Below are 17949 nucleotides of genomic sequence, written 5' to 3'. Positions count from 1 at the left end.
TATAATAAATTTTTATAATTGAAATCTGCAAAATACATTATTTTACCCATGATGAACGAATCATAAATAGTAATTGAAGTACATTCATATTTTAATTACAATGATAAATAATCAGCTTAGTTATTGATTAATTGGTTTTCCTGTAACAAACAACGTGTTATTGTGTTGTAACTGGAGTAATTAAAATAACTGGGCACACACAGAAAGGATAGGCATGAATACCGCTTTTGCATTACCCGTGCCGACAGGGCATGGTAGTTTGGAGCAATACATTCATACCGTAAACAATATTCCTATGCTTTCCCCCGAGGAAGAACAGGATTTGGCGGTACGCCAGACCGAAGGGGATCTAGAGGCTGCTAAAAAACTGATTTTGTCTCATTTGCGTGTAGTGGTTTCTATTGCACGTGGTTATGATGGTTATGGCCTGAATCAGGCGGATTTGATTCAGGAGGGCAATATCGGTTTGATGAAAGCGGTAAAACGCTTTCAGCCAAGTCGTGGCGTACGTCTGTTTTCGTTTGCGGTACATTGGATTAAAGCTGAAATTCACGAATTTATTTTACGTAACTGGCGTCTGGTACGCGTAGCTACTACCAAACCTCAGCGCAAGTTGTTTTTCAATTTACGCAGTATGCGTAAATCCATGGCAGCATTGAGTAATAAAGAAGCGCAATCTATTGCCGATGATTTGGGCGTAAAGCTCTCTGAAGTTCTGGAAATGGAACAGCGCATGACCGGCAAAGACATGTCGTTGCTGGCAGAAAATGATGATGAAGATAATTTTGCGCCGATAGACTGGTTAACTGATAGCGCTAACGAGCCAACACAAGTGCTGGCACAACAGGCACATTATGCCTTACAGACTGAAGGCTTGCAGGAAGCACTAGCCAAACTGGACGACCGCAGTCGCCATATTGTTGAAAGTCGCTGGCTGGCAGATGATGGTGGCTTGACCTTGCATGATCTTGCTGGTGAGTATGGGGTATCCGCAGAACGCATTCGCCAGATTGAAGCCAAGGCGATGCAGAAATTACGCGGTTATCTGGCAGAAGCTGAATAATTTAGTTTGAATGAAAAAACTGCATAGATCAGATTTAGCTGGTCTATGCAGTTTTTTTATAGAAGAACAGATACGTTTGGGGTAGTAAGTTCTCTATACTAAAACGGTATGGCGACAAAGCAGAAACATTCTCAATTTTTTTCTGCATCGCGTGATTCTGATGTGATGGTTGTGCTAACTATGAGGTGATTAGATTCTTGCAGTTACACAGCCCAAGCTTTATGTGCCTTGGTAGGCACTATAGTTTTCTTATGGTTTTCTCCGAAGCTGAGCTTTTAAACTCAGCTCAGCAAACATCTGCTTAAGCTTGCGGCCTTCAGTTTCCAGCTCCTTTAAGCGCCACCGTATTTATCGCGCCATTAATAAAAAGCCGAATTCTCCATGCCATATTTACCGCAAATTTTTAATGAGAATACCAACTTCAGCTTCTTTTAAAATAGATACAATCTGATGTTCAGTCATTTTTTCACATTTAAATCCCCTGTGGGCTAACGGAGAAAATTTTCTACTTCGGAGCTGTACTATTTTTAGGGGATAGATAACTTACTGTATTAGCAAAGCGGTAACTATAATCATTTTATTATTGATGGGGTTTGGTTGCTTATTTCTTGATAATGGTAAGTAAATCTTGTGATTTAATATTATGTTTTGCTGTGCTAGCACTTACTATATAAGTTAATAATGATAAGGCTTGATGATGTTTGCATACACGCTGATTTATATCAGCTAAGGTGTTTTTCCTTTTTGGTAAATGTTTTGATTTGAGCCGGTTTATGAAAGATAAAGCTCAGTAGGATTTATCTTTGCTATGTTTAGGTGATGTATGAGCGGCTGTTGTTTAAGTTAGTTGATAGGTGAATTGGTGGCTGTTTAATGTGAAGCCATGCTTCAGATATAAATGATGTAGGTTGTTGCTGTCTGTTGTTACGCTGGAGTTTGCATGAATGCAGGTGCAGTGCTCTTGATGAGCAATTTTTTTCAGTTCGTTTAAGATTGTGAGGATATGGTTGTCGTCGATAGGCTGATGATAGCTGCTCAGGTCTTCAATATTCAGATGTTTTCCTGCTATCAGGGTAGTTTGGATGCGGAAGCCACAAATGGTGGTGGCATTTTGTTTGCCTTCTTCAAATATGCCTAAGAGGCGATAGCCTTCCGCTCGCTGAATCTGTATCAGTTCTTGAAATTGTCCGATACCACGAATATTAGTATGCAGGCGGTGGAGTGCCGGGAATGCTGTGGTATCTTCTTCTGGTGTAAGTTCTCGTAATGCAGTATTGATTGTGTTGGCCGCCGGCTGGTCGGTAACGGTTGTTTGTTGTGTAGAGTTTTCCTGTTTGATTGCGTTTTTTAATGGAATTTGAGTGTGTTGCTGTTCTTCTAATAAGGCTTTGCAATCCAGAACACGTAAGTCATTGTCACGGGCAAAATCCATGAGGAAATTAAAAGCGGTGGCGCTGATCTGTTCGAGTTTGCGATCAACGGCAACACAGCGGATATTGTCTACTAGAATCGGCCGTACCCATTGGTGATAAGACAGACGGTGTCCCTGATCAAAAGAAGACAAAACACCGCATAGTCTTTCAGCCCAGTCACTGGGGCGAAAAGGTTTATTATTATTTGTCATGCCCTGAATAACAATTTCATATGGATTGCAAATTAGCATGTTGGCCTCTTGATAGAAACAAAAGTCTGAATAATGTGTATGTGTTTATTTTGCTGTTAGTGTGTGATTATACCTGATTGTAACTGGTTGATGTATGTCTGCTATGGAGGCTAATTGTCAGATTATGGTTATATTTTTTTATGGGTATAGGTAGTTTTGTAACATCTGTACGTTTTTTTGTGGCTGATGTGATCTGAGCTAAGTTATCGTGGCAGAAGAAATAGGGCACGGGTAAACATTTGTTGTTGTGAATTAATATCCATTATTGATGTTGTTGATTTTTTATTTTATTGGTTGTATTTGCTATGTTTTGCGGCTTGTGCAGGAATTTGGGCAGCTATAGATAATGAGTGGGTTACTGTAAAGTGGAAAACGATACCTCAGTAATTTTGATACATCTTTGCAAATTTAAAGGAAAGATGTATGGTGCATGGAGTTGGTGTTGATTGGTGTAAATCGTGCTACATGGTTAAATTAATCTGGGTAGTTTGCTACTTTGGGATGCGCGGTTGACGGTGGATAGTGGGTTTCGATGAAAGAGGTGTTATATGAAAAAAATCACAGCAATGATTAAACCTTTCAAACTGGATGATGTTCGCGAGGCTTTGGCTGAAATTGGGGTACAGGGAATGACTGTAAGCGAGGTGAAAGGCTTTGGGCGACAAAGGGGGCATACTGAGATTTATCGCGGTGCAGAGTATGAAGTAGATTTTTTACCCAAGATTAAAATTGAAATTGTGCTGGTGGATGAGCTGGTAGAGCGTGCGGTTGAAGCCATTATTGCTAGTGGCAGAACAGGTAAGGTAGGTGATGGCAAGATTTTCGTTTTACCTGTGGAGGAAGTGGTGCGAATCCGTACCGGTGAGACTGGTTCGGCAGCTGTATAGACGATAACTGATCTTCAAGAAAGGAGAGAGAATATGGATCGGATAAGAAAATGGGTGATAGTCGCGGTACTGTTATTGCCATTACCGCTACTGGCTGCTGATCTGGCTGGCTGGTGGCGGCCATTGTCGGAAATAAACGCAGGCAATACGGCGTGGGTAATGACTTCTGCGGTGTTGGTTCTGTTGATGACGGTACCTGGCTTAGCTTTGTTTTATGGTGGCATGGTGCGTAAGAAAAATGTACTGGGCACAATGATGCATAGTTTTACGGTTGCCGCACTGGTAAGTGTATTGTGGATGGTAATAGGCTATTCGTTTGCTTTTACGCCTGGTAATGCATTTATTGGCGGATTTGATCGTTTTATGCTTGATGGTATGGGGTTGGATCAGAACCGAGGAATGACAACTATTGTTAATGGAGACGGTACTGTTCCTGAATCGGTGTTTATGTTTTTTCAAATGACTTTTGCGATTATTTCTACTGCTATTGTGACGGGTGCTTTTGCTGAGCGTTTGAAATTTTCAGCTTTGTTATTGTTTTCTGGTCTCTGGGTAATTTTGGTTTATGCGCCAGTATGTCATTGGGTCTGGGGCGGCGGTTTTATGGCTGATGCGCATACGCCAGTTCTGGATTTTGCCGGTGGGACGGTGGTGCATATTAATGCCGGTGTTGCTGGTCTGGTAGCGGCCTTGGTGATTGGTAAGCGTCTGGGTTTTGGTAAGGATGTGATGGCGCCACACAATATGGTATTAACATTAACTGGTGCTGCTATGTTATGGGTGGGCTGGTTTGGTTTTAATGCTGGTTCGGCCGGTGCTGCGGATGCTTCTGCCGGTATGGCTATGGCTGTTACTCAGGTTGCGGCAGCTTCTGCTGCACTAACATGGATGCTGTGTGAAAAAATGGCTGGACATAAGCCATCTGCTTTAGGTATGGCTTCTGGTGCGGTATCCGGTCTGGTGGGTATTACGCCAGCAGCTGGTTTTGTTGGTCCGCAGGCTGCGCTGGTGATTGGGGTGGTAACGGCTGTTGCTGCCTATTTTGCAGCGGTGTTTTTAAAACGCAGATTTGGCTATGATGATTCGCTTGATGCTTTTGGTATTCATGGTTTTGGCGGTATTGTGGGTTCTGTTTTAACTGGTGTGCTGTTCAGTAATGCCATTTTCGGCGGAGAAGCTACGATTGGTGCGCAGTTGCTGGCACAGATAAAGGATGTGGCTATTACTATTGGGTACAGTGTGATGATGACTTATCTGATTCTTAAGATTGTAGCCATCGTTTGTCGCGGTTTGCGTATTGATCATGATGCTGAACGTGAAGGTATGGATGTGAGTATTCATGGAGAGCGTATTGAATAAAGACAGCTAATTTTTCAGGTTCATTAAAACAAAACTGGCCAGTTATTCAAGCCCGGCCAGTTTTATTTTGTCTGTTCTATTTCTTCTGTCTGAGTATATTTCTCTTTAACGGTATAAATATTGACGTAAAAAACGCAATGCATATTCTACTGCCTGTGCCCGAATCATATCTCTGTTACCGTTAAACTGGTGATGCTTTGCCCAGATGCGTTGCTTGGTTGCCAGTCCGAACCACACAGTACCGACAGGCTTTTCAGCGCTGCCGCCAGTTGGGCCGGCAATACCAGAAACGGAGAGAGCGTAATTTGCCTTGGCATCAATCAGTGCGCCCAGTGCCATTTCGCGCACACATTCTTCACTAACAGCCCCATAGTGACGCAAGGTTGTATCGTTAACGTTCAGTAGTTGTTGTTTGGCCTGATTACTGTAGGTGATATAACCCATATTAAACCAGTTTGAACTGCCCGGCAGGCGGGTCAACTCTGCAGCCAGCAGGCCACTAGTACACGATTCGGCGCAGGTTACGGTATGCCCCAGTGTGTTCAGTTTGGAGGTGATATCAAGTAAGATTTGTGTCATGGTGATGTTTTCTAAAATAGTCAATGAGGCCGTTAGTAGAAGCATCATGGTGTAGCGGGCTGTTGGTGCTTAACTCCGGTTCAATATTTTTGGCCAGAACTTTGCCGTATTCTACGCCCCATTGATCAAATGAGTTAATGCCCCAAATTATGCCCTGTACAAATACTTTATGTTCATACATAGCCAGTAGCATGCCCAGATTAAATGGGTTGATTTCGTCTAATAATAGTGTATTAGAAGGCTGGTTGCCGGGAAATACTTTTTGAGGTGCCATAATATCACGGCTTTTATTGTCCAGATGCATAAGTTCTGCATATGCTTCTGCCAGTGTTTTGCCGTGCATCAATGCTTCAGTTTGGGCAAAGGCATTGGCTGCCAGAACTTTATGCTGGGTACTGATGTGGTAAAAGCTGTTAATCGGAACAATAAAATCAGAAGAAATTAGGCGAGGGCCTTGATGAAGCAGCTGGAAAAAGGCGTGCTGGCAGTTTACGCCTTCTTCACCCCAGATAATGGGACCGGTATCAAAATCTAGTCGTTCACCATAACGACCTACTTGTTTACCATTGCTTTCCATATCCAGTTGTTGCAAGTGTGCAGCCAGACGGCGTAATCCATGATCATAAGGAATAATTGCGTGGCTGGTGGTGGTATAAAAAGTGTGATACCACAGGCCAATCAGGCCAAGTAGGACGGGGATATTGTGTCGTAAAGGCGCATGAAAAAAATGTTCGTCCATTGCTTGCCCACCTGCCAGAAAATTCTGGAAATTTTCTTTACCAATGGCACAAATTACTGGTAGGCCAATAGTAGACCAGACAGAATAGCGGCCTCCTACCCAATCGAACATGGCAAAGATATGTTCCGGAATGATGCCAAAGGTTTGTGCTTTAGCAACGGCACTGGTAATCGCAATAAAATGACGGCTGATATCTGCTTCGCTCATCCCTTGCTGTAAAAACCAGTTGCGCGCGGTCTGCGCATTAAGCAAAGTTTCAGGTGTGGTGAAAGATTTGCTGGCAATAATGAAAACGGTTGTGGCCGGATTAACTGTATCCAGTACCTGCATTAAATTAGCACCATCAACGTTGGCAACATAATGGATATTCAGTCCAGTCTGCTGGAAAGGACGCAATGCCAGTGTGACCATTTCCGGGCCAAGATGGGAACCACCAATGCCAATGTTAATAATATCGGTAATACGCTCACCATGAGCGCCTGTGTATTCACCATTGCGCACTGATTCGGCAAAGCAGTAGGCACGTTCAAGTTCATGATGAATATCAGGTACGATATTATGATCATCAACATATACGACAGCATGTGGTGGTAATCTGAGGGCTGTATGCAGTACTGCACGGTTTTCACTGACATTGATTTTATCGCCACGGCGCATCTTATCTGTCCAGCCACGCACGTCGGCAATATTTGCCAGTTCAATTAATAATGTCAGAGTATCTTCAGTGATACGATTTTTGCTGTAATCGAATAATAGACCGTTTAGTTGTTCATGCATTTGTGCAAAACGATCTGGCTGTTGCCGGAATAAATCGCGCATATGCAAAAAACGGGTACTACGCTGGTGTTGATGCAGTTGTGCCCAAATGGCTGTCTGGTTAATAGGGCAGGATGGGTTCATCATAACTGGATTGGATTTCAGCAAAAAATAATGACGCAGTATACAAAATCAGGCGGATATTGTTAAGAAATGTTCGCGGTAATAGGCCATTTCCTCAATACTTTCTTTGATATCATCCAGAGCCTGATGCGCCCCTTTTTTGCTAACGCCTTTGGCAACGGCAGGATTCCAGCGTTTTGCCAATTCCTTGAGTGTTGATACATCTAGATTACGATAGTGGAAGTAAGCTTCCAGTCGTGGCATGTAGCGCACCATAAAGCGACGATCCTGATGAATGGAGTTGCCACACATTGGTGAAGTTCTTTCTGGTATCCATTTGCTGATAAAGGCCAGTAGTTTTTCTTCAGCCTCGGCTTCGGTCAGGGTAGATGCTTTTACTTTGTCCACCAGACCGGTACGGGTATGGGTAGCCGTATTCCATTTATCCATATGGTCAATAATACTGTCAGGTTGGTGAACAACCAGTACTTCAGACTGTGCCAGTACATTCAGATCGCTATCAGTAATAATCATGGCAACTTCTATAATCCGGTCAGTATCTGGATTTAACCCAGTCATTTCCATGTCCAGCCAAGCAAGATTTTTAGCGTTTTGCATATCTCAATTCTGCTTAATAATAAAATATCATTTTAGCTTTTTTCTGTTGTGGCTGATAGTTTAACCTGATTTTTACCTGTAAATATGCCATCAATTAAGTTGCTGTAATCGTTTTAATAGAAGATAAACTGGAATAGACAAAACAGGAGAGTTTGTATAAAGGCTATCTACAAAGATTATTTTATCAGTTTGAGGTAAGCGGTATTTAGTATTGTCACAAGACAATATTTAGGCAGAATGCATCATTATTAATACTGCTAATTGTGGTGATATTTGTCAGACTATCGACTATTAGGTTACAGCTTTATTAACCAGTAATGGATAAACTCCGCTACAATTATTGTTTTCAAGCATAGTGTATTCTTAATATGGCATTTTATCTTTCTGCCCAAACAGTTTATATGCTGTTTTTACTCTTTTTTGTATGTAGTACATGTGGTCAGCTATATTTGTCTGTGCGCCAGAGCAAGGCTGTGTTGGCGCATCGTGGCCATGTACCAGTGGCCTTTGCACAAAGTGTAACACTGAAAGAGCATCAAAAAGCGGCAGATTATACTTTGGCCAAACAACGTCTGGCACGCTATGAAATTGTGTTTCAGGCATTGTTATTGCTGTTGTTCACCCTTGGCGGTGGGCTGGATTTGCTAACGCGGCTAAGTCGGGTATGGGTACATTATGATATTGCTCAGGGAATGGTGCTTATTGGTTTGTTTGTATTGGTTAATATGATTCTGGGCTGGCCCATGGCTTGGTATCGCAGTTTTCGTCTGGAAGCTAAATTTGGCTTCAACAAAATGACAATGGCCACGTTTTTTGCTGATCAGTTCAAAGGTTGCCTGTTGGCTATTATTGTTGGTTTACCTTTACTGTATATTATCCTGTTGCTGATGTGCACCCTGATTACGGCACACTGGTTTGGCGGTGCTTGGTGGCTGGCTGTGTGGCTGGTATGGGTGATTTTTTCTTTATTACTGATGTGGGCATTTCCCAAATGGATTGCTCCGCTTTTCAATAAATTTGAACCATTAAAAGATGAGATATTACGCACACGAATCGAAAACCTGTTGCAACGCACTGGTTTTCATAGTGACGGTATTTTCGTTATGGATGGTTCCAAACGCAGCGGGCATGGTAATGCTTATTTTACAGGTCTGGGGAAACACAAACGCATTGTATTTTTTGATACTTTGCTGAAAGATATGCAAACAAGCGAAGTTGAGGCAGTTCTGGCGCATGAGTTAGGGCATTTTGCCCACAAACATGTATTCAAACAAATGATTGTCACTTTTATACTGGCGTTGATCGTATTCGCTGTATTAGGCTGGTTATTGCCACAGTCAGGCTTTTATCTTGGTTTGGGTGTACATGAGCCCAGCAATGCTATGGCTTTATTGTTATTTATGCTGGTGCTGCCTGTTTTTACCTTCCCGTTTTCACCCTTGGCTAGTGTATTATCGCGCAAAAATGAATTTGAGGCCGATCGATTTGCGGCAAAGCATGCTAATGGTAATGATTTAATTCTGGCTTTAACCAAACTTTATCGCACTAATGCAGCCAGTCTGGTTAGCGATGTTTGGTATTCGCGCTTTTATGATTCACATCCGGGTGCACGGGAGCGCATTGCTGCATTGCAGACAGCCACAAAGGCAGATTAAGTATGGTGCAGCAAATGAATGAGTTATTGACGGCGCAGATTATCACCAGTTTTGGGCGGCGCTTTATGGTGCGTACACCTGCTGGTAAAACTTACGAAGCCACTACCCGCAAAAAAAGAATTGATTTTGCCTGTGGTGATGAAGTTCTCATCGGGCATATCAATCAGCAGCAGGCTGTGATTGAGGATTGTTTGCCACGACGTAGTCTGCTTTATCGTCAGGATGCCACGCGCAGCAAGCTCATTGCTGCCAATGTAACGCTGATGTTAATCGTACTGGCTGCTGTACCCACTCCAAGTGAATTATTATTACAACGTGCATTGCTGGCCGCAGAAGCGGCAAACATATCACCGCTAATTGTATTAAACAAGGCAGATTTACCTCAGAATGCACAGTGGCTGGAAAAACTGATGTTTTATCAAGATCTAGGTTATAAGGTGATAAATATCAGTGCTTTGTGTGAGGTGGCTGCACTGCGCCAGCATTTGCAGGGGGAATGTGCAATTTTGTTAGGCCAGTCTGGTATGGGTAAATCGACATTAACCAATGCATTGCTGGGCGATGAGCAGGCACGGGTAGGTACCATTTCGGCGGCACTGGATTCCGGCCGTCATACTACCACTCATGCACAGCTGTATGATCTGGACGCATACAGCCAGCTTATCGATTCTCCCGGTTTGCAGGCATTTGGTTTGCATCATTTGCAGGTAAGCGACTTGCTGCATTATTTCCCCGATATGCGCCAATATATTGGGCAGTGCCGTTTTCATAACTGCACTCATCGGCAGGAACCAGACTGTGCCCTTAAGTTGGCTGTGGCCGATGGAAAACTGAAACCAGAGCGGCTGCAATTTCTGCAAAATATCACTAATGAATTAACTAAATAAAAGTTTGTTAAAAGAAAAAGTAAACTGGTATCAAATGTATATAAATGGCGGAAATATCTAAAAAATACACAAGCCGTCATATGTAAAGCATAGGCGTTGTTTTTTTGTCTAAAAATCCGTGCTTTATTGGCATAAAAATTGATTCATGCAGAATAAACATGATACTATCGCCATCTTGCCGATTTTATGTCGGCAAGATTCTTTATTTGTGCGAGGCCAATCAATCGTAATTGGTCCCTTTATAAAAGGAAATAACTATGACTTTAGGTCTGGTTGGGCGCAAAGTAGGCATGACGCGTGTGTTCGATGAGAACGGCGCTTCAGTTCCGGTAACTGTACTGGATATGTCTGCTAATCGCGTCACTCAACTCAAATCCGAAGCTACCGACGGCTACACTGCCGTACAGGTGACTTTCGGTCAGAAAAAAGCCAATCGCGTAAGCAAGGCGCAGGCAGGTCACTTTGCCAAAGCTGGTGTTGAAGCTGGTCGAGGCTTAGTAGAATTTGCTGTTTCTGAAGAAAAATTGGCTGAATTGTCTGTTGGTGCTGAAATTAATGTCGGCATTTTTGCAGCAGGTCAGTTGATTGATGTCACTGGTACCAGCAAGGGTAAAGGCTTTTCTGGCACCATCAAACGTCACAATTTTGGTTCTCAACGTGCTTCTCACGGTAACTCCCGTTCTCATCGCGTACCAGGTTCAACCGGTATGGCACAGGATCCGGGTCGCGTATTCCCAGGTAAACGTATGGCTGGTCAGTACGGCAACGTTAAATCCACCATTCAGAATCTGGAAATCGTACGCGTAGATACCGAACGTCAGCTGTTGCTGGTGAAAGGTGCAGTGCCCGGTGCGGTTAACAGCGACGTTGTCGTGCGTCCGAGCGTGAAGGTAGGTGCGTAATGGAACTGAAATTAATTGATGCCCAAGGTCAGGTAGCAGGTGCTGTTGCTGCTTCTGATGCATTGTTTGCACGTGAATACAATGAAGATCTGGTTCACCAGCTGGTTACTGCTTTTCTGGCTAATGCCCGCTCCGGTAACCGTTCACAGTTGACTCGTGCCGAAGTAAAACATTCCACTAAAAAACCATGGCGTCAGAAAGGAACTGGCCGTGCCCGTTCTGGTATGACATCTTCTCCGCTGTGGCGCAGTGGTGGTCGTGCGTTCCCAAATAAACCAGATGAAAATTTTACCCAGAAAGTAAATCGTAAGATGTACCGTGCAGGTATGGCGGCTATCTTGTCTCAGCTGGTACGTGACGAACGCCTGTTTGTTATTGATGAATTATCTGCTGCTACGCCGAAAACCAAGGCATTTGCCGAACAGGTAAAAAATCTGGGTATGGAACAAGTCTTGTTCATCACCAAACAGCTGGATGAAAACGTATACTTGTCTAGCCGCAACCTGCCGAATGTATTGGTTTTAGAAGCACAACAAACTGATCCGTACAATCTGTTACGCTTTAAGAAAGTAGTGCTTACCAAAGCAGCAGTTGCACAACTTGAGGAGCAATGGGTATGAATCAACAACGTTTAATGCAAGTGCTCTTGGCTCCTGTTGTGACTGAAAAAAGCAACATGCTGGCTGAAAAACGCAACCAGATGACGTTTAAAGTATTGCCAAATGCCACCAAGCAGGAAATCAAAGCTGCTGTGGAGGTGTTATTTAATGTGAAAGTGGATTCTGTAGCCACTACCATCATTAAAGGTAAAAATAAACGTTTTGGCCGTACCATCGGTAAGCGCAGTGATGTGAAAAAAGCTTATGTCAGCCTGGCGGCTGGTCAGGAGCTGGATATCGAATCTGCTGCCGCTTCTGCAGATAAGGAATAAGCACTATGGCTATTGTTAAAATGAAGCCGACTTCTGCTGGCCGTCGCGGCATGGTACGCGTGGTAACAGAAGGTTTGCACAAAGGTGCGCCATATGCACCATTATTGGAAAAACAATCTTCAACCGCTGGTCGTAACCACGGTGGACGGATTACCACTCGTCATAAAGGTGGTGGCCATAAACACCATTACCGTGTTGTAGACTTCAAACGTAACGATAAAGACGGTATTGCTGCCAAAGTAGAACGTATTGAGTATGACCCAAACCGTACTGCACACATTGCTCTGTTGTGCTTTACAGATGGTGAACGCCGTTACATCATTGCTCCACGCAATGTGCAAGTAGGTGCTGTGCTGGTTTCCGGTTCTGAAGCTGCGATTAAGGCTGGTAATAATCTGCCAATTCGCAATATTCCGGTTGGTACAACGCTCCACTGTATCGAAATGAAACCAGGTAAAGGTGCACAGATTGCCCGCTCAGCTGGCGCATCTGCCGTACTGTTGGCTAAAGAAGGTGTATATGCCCAGCTGCGTCTGCGTTCTGGTGAAGTACGTAAAATCCATGTTGACTGCCGTGCCACTATTGGCGAAGTAGGCAACGAAGAACAAAGCCTGCAAAAACTGGGTAAAGCCGGTGCTAAACGCTGGCGCGGTATCCGACCTACTGTACGTGGTGTGGTAATGAACCCGGTTGATCACCCACATGGTGGTGGTGAAGGTCGTACTGGTGAAGCTCGTGAACCTGTTAGTCCATGGGGTACACCGACCAAAGGTTATCGTACTCGTCGTAATAAACGCACGAACAATATGATTGTTCGCCGCCGTTACTCAAATAAAGGTTAACTGATATGGCTCGTTCATTAAAAAAAGGCCCATATGTCGACCTGCATTTACTGAAAAAAGTCGATGCGGCTCGTGCTACTAACGACAAGCGCCCGATTAAAACCTGGTCACGTCGTTCCACTATTCTGCCTGATTTTATCGGTTTGACCATTGCTGTACACAACGGCCGTACCCACGTGCCAGTTTTTATCAGCGACAATATGGTTGGCCACAAATTAGGTGAGTTCTCATTGACCCGTACCTTCAAAGGCCATCTGGCTGATAAGAAGGCTAAAAAATAAGGGATAAAACATGAGAGTTAGTGCACAACATAAAAATGCCCGCATTTCTGCGCAAAAAGCCCGTCTGGTTGCTGATCTGGTGCGTGGCAAAGATATTGCCCAAGCGTTGAATATTCTGACATTCAGCCCGAAAAAAGGTGCTGAGTTGATCAAAAAGGTACTGGAATCTGCTGTGGCTAATGCCGAGCATAACGAAGGTGCCGATATCGACGAATTGAAAGTGGTTACCATCTATGTCGACAAAGGCCCAAGTCTGAAACGTTTTCAGGCACGCGCTAAAGGTCGTGGTAATCGCATCGAGAAACAAACTTGTCACATCAACGTGATTGTGGGCAACTAAGGAAAAGCGATGGGACAAAAAATTAACCCTACAGGCTTTCGCCTGGCAGTGAATAAAGATTGGTCTTCCAAGTGGTTTGCCAAAAGTGGCGACTTTTCCAAAGTGCTGAAAGAAGATATCGACGTACGTAATTTTTTGCGTAAACGTCTGGCTAATGCTTCTGTTGGTCGTGTTGTAATTGAACGTCCGGCTAAATCTGCACGTATTACCATTTATAGTGCTCGTCCAGGGATTGTAATTGGTAAAAAAGGCGAAGACATTGAAGTATTAAAACGTGATTTGCAGAAAATCATGGGTGTACCGGTGCATGTCAACATCGAAGAAATCCGCAAACCGGAAATCGATGCGCAAATCATTGCCGACAATATCGCTGCACAGCTGGAAAAACGTGTAATGTTTCGCCGTGCCATGAAACGCGCTATGCAAAATGCCATGCGCGTTGGTGCTAAAGGCATTAAAATCATGTCTTCTGGTCGTTTGAACGGTATCGAAATTGCTCGCACCGAGTGGTATCGTGAAGGTCGTGTACCCTTGCATACCCTGCGTGCCAATGTTGACTACGCAACTAGCGAAGCCAAAACTACATATGGCATCATCGGTATCAAAGTCTGGGTTTACAAAGGTGAATTGACACCGGGTGAAATTCAGGCTAAGCCGGAACAGGACAAGAAACACAGCAGAAAGGCAGGTGGTCGAAATGCTGCAGCCAACTAGAATGAAATACCGCAAACAGCAAAAAGGCCGCAACACCGGTATTGCTACTCGTGGCAATAAAGTTAGCTTTGGTGATTTTGGTCTGAAAGCTGTGGGTCGTGGTCGTCTGACTGCGCGCCAGATTGAGGCAGCACGTCGTGCGATGACACGTCACATTAAACGTGGTGGTCGTATCTGGATTCGTGTATTCCCAGATAAACCTATCACTGAAAAACCAATTCAGGTGCGTATGGGTGGCGGTAAAGGTAATGTGGAATATTACATTGCCGAAATCCAGCCGGGCAAAATGCTCTACGAAATGGACGGTGTAGATGAAACTTTGGCACGTCAGGCTTTTGAGCTGGCTGCTGCCAAATTGCCGATTCAGACCGTATTTGTTAAACGCCAGGTAGGTCAATAATGAAAACCAGTGAATTGAAAGACAAATCTGTTGAGCAGTTAAACGAAGAACTGGTTGGTCTGTTGAAAGCGCAGTTTGGATTGCGTATGCAGCATGCCACCGGCCAGCTGGGTAAGAACAGTGAGCTGAAAAAAGTGCGTCGTAATATTGCTCGTGTAAAAACCATTTTGCACCAGAAGGATGGTGAATGATGACTGAAGCTAAAAACGTACGTACTTTGCAGGGCAAAGTCGTGAGCGACAAAATGGATAAAACCGTAACCGTATTGGTAGAACGTAAGGTAAAACATCCGCTGTATGGCAAAGTGATTCGCCGTTCTACCAAAATCCATGCACACGATGAGCAGAACCAATATGGTATTGGTGACGTTGTTGTCATTTCTGAAGGTCGCCCATTGTCAAAAACCAAAAGCTGGGTTGTAACAGAGCTGATTGAAAAAGCGCGCAATGTGTAATTAACACAACAATGTGCTTCAATTAGGGAACGAAGTCTTGCGACAATCAGATATTGTCTGTAAACTTCGTTCCTTAACTTTCAGTTTCTTGAAAGTGTCCGGCACTCGCCGGAGCTCTCCCTTCGGGACCCAAGACTGGTTTACTAGAACCGTTAATGGTTTCAAATAGCTTTAAGTGTTATCAGGCTAATTGAAAGCGGTAAATTAAGTTGGATTTTAAAAGGTAATAACATGATTCAAATGCAGACCATCTTAGATGTGGCTGACAACTCTGGTGCGCGCCGTGTAATGTGCATCAAAGTATTAGGTGGATCTAAGCGTCGCTACGCATCTGTAGGCGACATTATCAAAGTGGCCGTAAAAGACGCAGCTCCTCGTGGCCGCGTTAAAAAAGGCGACGTATATAACGCTGTAGTAGTACGTACAGCTAAAGGCGTGCGCCGGAACGATGGCGCGCTAATCAAATTTGATAACAATGCAGCCGTGCTGTTGAATACCAAACTGGAACCTATTGGTACCCGTATTTTTGGCCCGGTAACCCGTGAGCTACGTACTGAGCGATTCATGAAAATCGTTTCATTGGCTCCTGAAGTACTGTAAGTGTGAGGTTGCAATGAAAAAGATTAAGACTGGTGATCAAGTGATCGTCATTGCCGGTAAAGATAAGGGCAAACAGGGTAAAGTAGTGCGTGTTCTGGGTGAAAAAGTGATCGTTGACGGTGTTAACCGTGTTAAACGTCATCAAAAACCTAACCCCATGCGTGGGATTGAAGGTGGTGTAATTACCAAAGATGCGCCATTGGCTATTTCCAATGTAGCAATTTTCAATCCGGAAACCCAAAAAGCTGACCGCGTAGGTATCAAGGTAGAAACAGTAGACGGAAAAGTAGTACGCACCCGTGTATACAAATCTACCGGTGCCGCCGTGGGAGCTTAAGGAGTAATCAATGGCTCGTTTAAAAGACTTTTATAACACCACTGTTGTTCCTGAGTTGACCAAACAATTCGGTTACAAATCTATCATGGAAGTACCGCGTATTGAAAAAATCACCCTGAACATGGGTGTAGGTGAAGCGGTTGCTGATAAAAAAGTAATGGAGCATGCGGTTGGTGATCTGGAAAAAATTGCAGGTCAGAAACCGGTTGTAACTGTAGCACGCAAGTCAATCGCTGGTTTTAAAATTCGCGATAACTACCCAATCGGCTGTAAGGTAACCTTACGTCGCGACCGTATGTATGAGTTTCTGGATCGCCTGATTGCTATTGCCCTGCCACGTGTGCGTGACTTTCGTGGTGTGAATGGTAAATCATTCGATGGCCGTGGTAACTACAACATGGGTGTGCGTGAACAAATTATTTTCCCGGAAATTGAATACGATAAAATTGATGCTTTGCGTGGTTTGAATATTACCATTACCACAACTGCTAAAACTGATGCAGAAGCAAAAGCACTGCTGTCTCTGTTCAAATTTCCGTTTAAGGGTTAATTATGGCTAAGAAAGCACTTATTAATCGTGAGCTGAAGCGTGAAGCTTTGGCAAAAAAATATGCTGCCAAACGCGAAGCCATTTTCGCTATCATCAACGATGCCAATGCGACTGATGAAGAGCATTTTCAGGCACGTCTGAAGTTACAGGCTATTCCGCGTAATGCTGCTCCGATTCGTCAACGTCGTCGCTGCGCTTTGACTGGTCGTCCGCGTGGTAATTTCCGTAAATTCGGCTTGGCCCGTACCAAAATCCGTGAAATCGCCATGCGTGGTGAAATTCCGGGCGTAATCAAAGCCAGCTGGTAATAGGAGTATAAAATATGAGTATGCATGATCCTATTTCCGATATGTTGACCCGTATTCGCAACGCTCAGCGTGCGAATAAAGCTTCTGTAAGCATGCCTTCTTCCAAGTTAAAAGTGGCCATTGCCAAAGTTCTGAAAGAAGAAGGTTATATAGAAGACTTCGTTGTATCTGCTGAAATCAAGGCGACATTGGAAATACAATTGAAATACTATGCTGGTCAGCCTGTGATTGAGCGCATTCAACGCGTATCACGTCCTGGTCTGCGTGTGTATAAGGGTTCCAACGACATTCCTTCTGTAATGAATGGTCTGGGCGTTGTGATTGTAAGCACTTCTAAAGGCGTAATGACTGACCGTAAAGCCCGTGCCAATGGTATTGGTGGTGAGTTGTTGTGCGTGGTTGCCTAAGGGGAAAACATGTCTCGAATTGCAAAACATCCGGTAGTAGTTCCGGCTGGCGTTGACGTTAAGTTTTCTCCAGAGGCTATTATTGTTAAAGGTAAAAACGGCGAATTATCTTTGCATCAGCATGCAGAAGTGAATGTGGCATTGACTGATGGGCAGTTGGTTGTTACCGCTAATGACAACAGTTCTAAAGCAAATGCTTTATCTGGTACGGTACGCGCGTTATTGCACAACATGGTCGTAGGTGTAAGCAGTGGTTTTGAGAAAAAACTGCAACTGATTGGTGTAGGTTATCGCGCTCAAGCCCAAGGTAAAGTATTGAATCTTTCTTTAGGTTATTCTCATCCAATTAATTATGAATTGCCAGAAGGCATCACTGCCACAACTCCTTCAGCTACCGAAGTAATTATCGCTGGTGCTGATAAGCAGGTAGTAGGGCAGGTGGCCGCTGAAATTCGTGGATTCCGTCCACCAGAGCCTTATAAAGGTAAAGGTGTACGTTATGCTGATGAGCGTGTCGTTATCAAAGAAACCAAGAAAAAATAATTGAGGCTCAC

The 17949-nt window shown here is 43.9% G+C and carries 25 protein-coding genes; 21 read left to right on the top strand and 4 right to left on the bottom strand.

Annotated features, from left to right (window positions below):
* The first annotated feature begins 214 nt into the window (after nt 1-214).
* Nucleotides 215-1063, top strand: a complete 849-nt coding sequence (gene rpoH / locus J6578_RS03095) for an RNA polymerase sigma factor RpoH (protein ID WP_093092426.1) — start codon at nt 215-217, stop codon at nt 1061-1063.
* A gap of 838 nt (nt 1064-1901) precedes the next feature.
* Here rpoH and J6578_RS03090 read toward each other — a convergent pair.
* Entirely contained in the window at nt 1902-2726 is an 825-nt protein-coding gene (locus tag J6578_RS03090) for a DUF3579 domain-containing protein (RefSeq protein WP_239363902.1), read from the bottom strand.
* 548 nt (nt 2727-3274) lie between these two features.
* Between J6578_RS03090 and J6578_RS03085 the strand changes: the two genes are divergently transcribed.
* Together J6578_RS03085 and J6578_RS03080 are read left to right on the top strand one after the other, a co-directional pair.
* Nucleotides 3275-3613, top strand: coding sequence for a P-II family nitrogen regulator (locus J6578_RS03085; protein WP_037406940.1), 339 nt, complete (start codon nt 3275-3277; stop codon nt 3611-3613).
* A gap of 33 nt (nt 3614-3646) precedes the next feature.
* Complete coding sequence (locus J6578_RS03080) at nt 3647-4972, top strand: ammonium transporter (RefSeq protein ID WP_100150745.1); 1326 nt, start codon at nt 3647-3649, stop codon at nt 4970-4972.
* 105 nt (nt 4973-5077) lie between these two features.
* On the opposite strand, the gene J6578_RS03075 is transcribed toward J6578_RS03080, so the two are convergent.
* The 3 genes from J6578_RS03075 to orn are packed head-to-tail and all read right to left on the bottom strand — an operon-like array spanning nt 5078 to nt 7787.
* Entirely contained in the window at nt 5078-5551 is a 474-nt protein-coding gene (locus J6578_RS03075) for a CinA family protein (RefSeq protein ID WP_093092420.1), read from the bottom strand.
* Complete coding sequence (pgi, locus tag J6578_RS03070; RefSeq protein ID WP_287953962.1) at nt 5532-7190, bottom strand: glucose-6-phosphate isomerase; 1659 nt, start codon at nt 7188-7190, stop codon at nt 5532-5534. Before pgi ends, J6578_RS03075 begins: the two co-directional genes overlap by 20 nt.
* Before the next feature lie 48 nt (nt 7191-7238).
* A complete protein-coding gene (gene orn / locus J6578_RS03065; protein ID WP_287953881.1) occupies nt 7239-7787 on the bottom strand; it encodes an oligoribonuclease in 549 nt (182 codons plus the stop codon).
* A gap of 401 nt (nt 7788-8188) precedes the next feature.
* Here orn and J6578_RS03060 point away from each other — a divergent pair, with 401 nt between their 5' ends.
* The 18 genes from J6578_RS03060 (at nt 8189) to rplF (ending at nt 17938) form a co-directional block, all read left to right on the top strand.
* Nucleotides 8189-9442, top strand: coding sequence for a M48 family metallopeptidase (locus tag J6578_RS03060; RefSeq protein WP_287953880.1), 1254 nt, complete (start codon nt 8189-8191; stop codon nt 9440-9442).
* Nucleotides 9443-9456: 14 nt separating this feature from the next.
* On the top strand, nt 9457-10329 hold the full coding sequence (gene rsgA, locus J6578_RS03055) for a ribosome small subunit-dependent GTPase A (protein WP_287950556.1): 873 nt from the start codon (nt 9457-9459) through the stop codon (nt 10327-10329).
* Between the two features lie 257 nt (nt 10330-10586).
* Complete coding sequence (gene rplC, locus J6578_RS03050; protein ID WP_037406952.1) at nt 10587-11231, top strand: 50S ribosomal protein L3; 645 nt, start codon at nt 10587-10589, stop codon at nt 11229-11231.
* Complete coding sequence (gene rplD / locus J6578_RS03045) at nt 11231-11851, top strand: 50S ribosomal protein L4 (RefSeq protein ID WP_025331819.1); 621 nt, start codon at nt 11231-11233, stop codon at nt 11849-11851. Before rplC ends, rplD begins: the two co-directional genes overlap by 1 nt.
* The gene (gene rplW / locus J6578_RS03040; protein ID WP_176715075.1) at nt 11848-12162 is read left to right on the top strand and encodes a 50S ribosomal protein L23; all 315 of its coding nucleotides are present in this window, start codon (nt 11848-11850) and stop codon (nt 12160-12162) included. Before rplD ends, rplW begins: the two co-directional genes overlap by 4 nt.
* Nucleotides 12163-12167: 5 nt before the next feature.
* Nucleotides 12168-13004: a 50S ribosomal protein L2 gene (gene rplB / locus J6578_RS03035; protein ID WP_037406958.1), complete on the top strand. Its 837-nt coding sequence runs from the start codon at nt 12168-12170 to the stop codon at nt 13002-13004.
* A 5-nt stretch (nt 13005-13009) separates the two neighbouring features.
* The gene (gene rpsS / locus J6578_RS03030) at nt 13010-13285 is read left to right on the top strand and encodes a 30S ribosomal protein S19 (RefSeq protein WP_037406960.1); all 276 of its coding nucleotides are present in this window, start codon (nt 13010-13012) and stop codon (nt 13283-13285) included.
* 10 nt (nt 13286-13295) lie between these two features.
* Nucleotides 13296-13625 carry a 50S ribosomal protein L22 gene (gene rplV / locus J6578_RS03025; protein WP_037406961.1) on the top strand — a complete coding sequence of 110 codons (330 nt, stop codon included), beginning with the start codon at nt 13296-13298 and terminating at the stop codon, nt 13623-13625.
* A 9-nt stretch (nt 13626-13634) separates the two neighbouring features.
* Nucleotides 13635-14339, top strand: coding sequence for a 30S ribosomal protein S3 (gene rpsC, locus J6578_RS03020; protein WP_093092414.1), 705 nt, complete (start codon nt 13635-13637; stop codon nt 14337-14339).
* Nucleotides 14323-14739, top strand: coding sequence for a 50S ribosomal protein L16 (rplP, locus tag J6578_RS03015; protein WP_037394618.1), 417 nt, complete (start codon nt 14323-14325; stop codon nt 14737-14739). The genes rpsC and rplP overlap by 17 nt, the downstream gene beginning before the upstream one ends.
* Nucleotides 14739-14930 carry a 50S ribosomal protein L29 gene (gene rpmC / locus J6578_RS03010; protein WP_025331702.1) on the top strand — a complete coding sequence of 64 codons (192 nt, stop codon included), beginning with the start codon at nt 14739-14741 and terminating at the stop codon, nt 14928-14930. Before rplP ends, rpmC begins: the two co-directional genes overlap by 1 nt.
* Entirely contained in the window at nt 14930-15193 is a 264-nt protein-coding gene (gene rpsQ, locus J6578_RS03005) for a 30S ribosomal protein S17 (protein WP_025331701.1), read from the top strand. The genes rpmC and rpsQ overlap by 1 nt, the downstream gene beginning before the upstream one ends.
* Before the next feature lie 231 nt (nt 15194-15424).
* A complete protein-coding gene (gene rplN / locus J6578_RS03000) occupies nt 15425-15793 on the top strand; it encodes a 50S ribosomal protein L14 (RefSeq protein WP_025331700.1) in 369 nt (122 codons plus the stop codon).
* A 13-nt stretch (nt 15794-15806) separates the two neighbouring features.
* Nucleotides 15807-16130, top strand: coding sequence for a 50S ribosomal protein L24 (gene rplX / locus J6578_RS02995; protein ID WP_037406968.1), 324 nt, complete (start codon nt 15807-15809; stop codon nt 16128-16130).
* A gap of 10 nt (nt 16131-16140) precedes the next feature.
* On the top strand, nt 16141-16680 hold the full coding sequence (gene rplE / locus J6578_RS02990) for a 50S ribosomal protein L5 (RefSeq protein WP_025331698.1): 540 nt from the start codon (nt 16141-16143) through the stop codon (nt 16678-16680).
* Between the two features lie 2 nt (nt 16681-16682).
* A complete protein-coding gene (gene rpsN / locus J6578_RS02985) occupies nt 16683-16988 on the top strand; it encodes a 30S ribosomal protein S14 (protein ID WP_025331697.1) in 306 nt (101 codons plus the stop codon).
* Between the two features lie 14 nt (nt 16989-17002).
* Nucleotides 17003-17395 (top strand): 30S ribosomal protein S8, encoded by a 393-nt coding sequence (gene rpsH, locus J6578_RS02980; RefSeq protein WP_037406970.1) that lies wholly within the window; start codon nt 17003-17005, stop codon nt 17393-17395.
* 9 nt (nt 17396-17404) lie between these two features.
* The gene (gene rplF / locus J6578_RS02975; RefSeq protein WP_037406972.1) at nt 17405-17938 is read left to right on the top strand and encodes a 50S ribosomal protein L6; all 534 of its coding nucleotides are present in this window, start codon (nt 17405-17407) and stop codon (nt 17936-17938) included.
* The last annotated feature ends 11 nt before the right edge of the window (nt 17939-17949 follow it).

Source organism: Snodgrassella sp. (assembly GCF_024103505.1).
Taxonomy (GTDB): Bacteria; Pseudomonadota; Gammaproteobacteria; order Burkholderiales; family Neisseriaceae; genus Snodgrassella; species Snodgrassella communis.
Note: the sequence above shows the minus strand (reverse complement) of the source record. Positions and strands in the feature narration are given on the sequence as shown.